This window comes from Psychrobacter sp. T6-1 (assembly GCF_052258445.1).
Window position 1 is genome coordinate 1 of record NZ_JBQQFC010000324.1, and the last position, 2524, is coordinate 2524.

The 2524-nt window shown below is 42.0% G+C and carries 3 protein-coding genes and 1 pseudogene; 3 read left to right on the forward strand and 1 reads right to left on the reverse strand.

Going from position 1 to position 2524, the window contains the following annotated elements:
- Window positions 1-40: 40 nt before the first annotated feature.
- Entirely contained in the window at window positions 41-577 is a 537-nt protein-coding gene (locus ACTXGO_RS12270; RefSeq protein ID WP_443574745.1) for a gamma carbonic anhydrase family protein, read from the forward strand.
- Between the two features lie 48 nt (window positions 578-625).
- On the opposite strand, the gene ACTXGO_RS12275 is transcribed toward ACTXGO_RS12270, so the two are convergent.
- A complete protein-coding gene (locus ACTXGO_RS12275; protein ID WP_443541911.1) occupies window positions 626-1081 on the reverse strand; it encodes a hypothetical protein in 456 nt (151 codons plus the stop codon).
- Between the two features lie 153 nt (window positions 1082-1234).
- On the opposite strand from ACTXGO_RS12275, the gene ACTXGO_RS12280 reads away from it, so the two are divergent.
- Both ACTXGO_RS12280 and ACTXGO_RS12285 read left to right on the forward strand, forming a co-directional pair.
- On the forward strand, window positions 1235-1933 hold the full coding sequence (locus ACTXGO_RS12280) for an HAD family hydrolase (protein WP_443541910.1): 699 nt from the start codon (window positions 1235-1237) through the stop codon (window positions 1931-1933).
- Between the two features lie 207 nt (window positions 1934-2140).
- Window positions 2141-2524 (forward strand): annotated as a pseudogene (locus ACTXGO_RS12285) (PCRF domain-containing protein); the annotation flags it as partial.

Sequence of the window (2524 nt, forward strand, 5' to 3'; positions counted from 1 at the left end):
ACGCCCTACAATGCTTTTTTATAATTAACAAGGATACGTTATGATTTATCAATATTTAGAAAAAAAGCCTGAATTTGCCAGCCCTTTTAACGGCTGGGTCGCTGATACGGCGCGCGTTATAGGCGATGTATATTTAGGTCATCAAGCTAGCGTCTGGTTTGGCGCGGTTATTCGCGGCGATAATGAGCGCATTCATATTGGCGACTATAGTAATGTACAAGAAAATAGCGTGATTCATACTGACACAGGCATCGAGGTTAAAATCGGCAATCACGTGACTATCGGACATTTGGCTATGTTGCATGGCTGTGAGATTGATGATAATAGCTTGATCGGTATCGGTGCGGTGATATTAAACAATGCCAAAATCGGCAAAAACTGTATCATCGGTGCCAAGGCATTGGTGACAGAGGGCAAAGTGATTCCAGATAATTCTCTTGTGATGGGCGCACCTGCCAAAGTCGTCAAAACCTTGAGCGATGAGCAAGCCGCTATGTTAAAGCTCTCTGCTATGCATTATGCAGATCGCTGTCAAAAGTTTAAGACCGGTCTGGTTGAGATTGAGCAGCCAGAGTAAAGCTCTGTCAGACTAGAGGCTTTTTTGCAAAATTATATACAAAAGGCTCTATACCACTAGCATCATAACCAGCCAAATAATAGCAAAGATAACAATGCCAAAGACCATACCTCGAAAGACATCGTGGCGTACTGAGTAATCATTACTATAAGGCTTGCTATGAGCGCTATCACTTAGATTCAAGGCGCTAACGCTATCAGCGCCTGAGCTTTTACCAACGACAAAACCGATAATAATACCCAGCAAACACAGCGCAGGCGTAAATAACCAAAATATATCACCGCTACCTATGCCTAGCACTGAGCGAATAACAACGATAGCTAAGTCGATAACTAAACCGCCAAATCCATAAAGTGCGCCATTTAATAGCGCATATACGAGGCGCTCGCTAAAGGATTGATACTCCTCGCCCATTCGGCGACGCCTAATCTCTTTGATTGAACGTGCAGGACGCCGAGGCTTGGCAAACACACTCGGTTTTGGCTTTTGCTTAATAGGTTTCATAACGTTTTTTGTCATTTGGCTTGTATTGAGTGGTTGTACTTTATAGTTGTACAGACATGATGGTAAGCTAGCATGATTTTACGTACTTAGTCGTCTATTTACTCAACTTTTGCGTGTATTATTTACCAATTTTGTTATTTCTGAGATTTCAATATGAGCACATCATCTGCAAACGATTTACGTACGTTAGCACTGTTCGATCTTGACCATACCTTACTTGATGTCGACAGTGATTATTTATGGGGCGAATATATCGTCAAACACAACCTTGTAGACGAAGCCGAATATCGCACTGCTAATCAAAAATTCTATAACGATTATATTGAAGGCACGCTTGATGCCACTGAGTATAACGAATTTGTCGCACAGTTTTTGAGCACTCTGCCGATGGACAGACTTTGTGAGCTGCGCGAAGACTATATCAAGTCAGAGATTGAGCCGCATATCAGACCAAAAGCGATGGAGGTATTGTGTCATCATATTGAACAAGGTCATGACGTGGTGATTATCTCAGCGACCAATGACTTTGTGGTCTCTGCCATCGCTAAGCGTTTTGGGATAGAGGACGCCAATGTATTATCAACGCCTCTTGAGATCGTCGATGAGCGTTATACGGGCAAGCTTAATGACAAGCCCAATTTCAAAGAAGGTAAAATTTATCATCTGGATAAATGGATCGATAAAAAACAGTTGAACGGCATTAAATTTGAGAAAACGTATGCTTATTCAGACTCCAAAAACGATATCCCGCTACTTGAATGGGCGGATGTGGCAGTTTGCGTGTCGCCTGACAAGGCTTTGCATGCGCATGCATTAGCACATCGCTGGGCGGTTGAGGATTGGTCGATTTAGCTTATAATTACTCAGTGATGTCATTGTAATGAGTAGTCGACAACATCAATCTTAATAAAAATTATTTTTGACGTAGGCTGGGTTTTAACCCTGAGAAGCGTCAAAAAATTACACTGTAATTTTAGCTTTGCAAGGGAAATTCTTTAAATAGAATTTTCGTGAACCATTTTAAAACACATAAATAATTATTAGACAACAGGAAAATCAATGGAAATCAATCCCTACCAAGAACAAATCAAAGACTTATCGATACGCGGACAGGATCTCCGGAGGTATCTTTGACTTTGATGGTAAGCAAGAGCGCCTCGAGGAAGTCAATTTAGAAATGGAGAGTCCTGATCTATGGAATGACACTGAGCGCGCCACCAAAATCAGCAAAGAAAAAAGCCAGCTCGATGGCGTTATTGAGGTGGTAGTATCGCTTGAGACTACGCTAGAGGATGCGGCGGCAATGCTTGAGCTGGCGGTAGAAGCTGAGGATGAATCTCTACTTAAAGATGTACAAAGCGAGCTTGATCAAGCTGAAAAACGTGTCGCTGATTTGGAATTTCGCCGTATGTTTAGCGGTGAGATGGATCCCAATAATTGCTA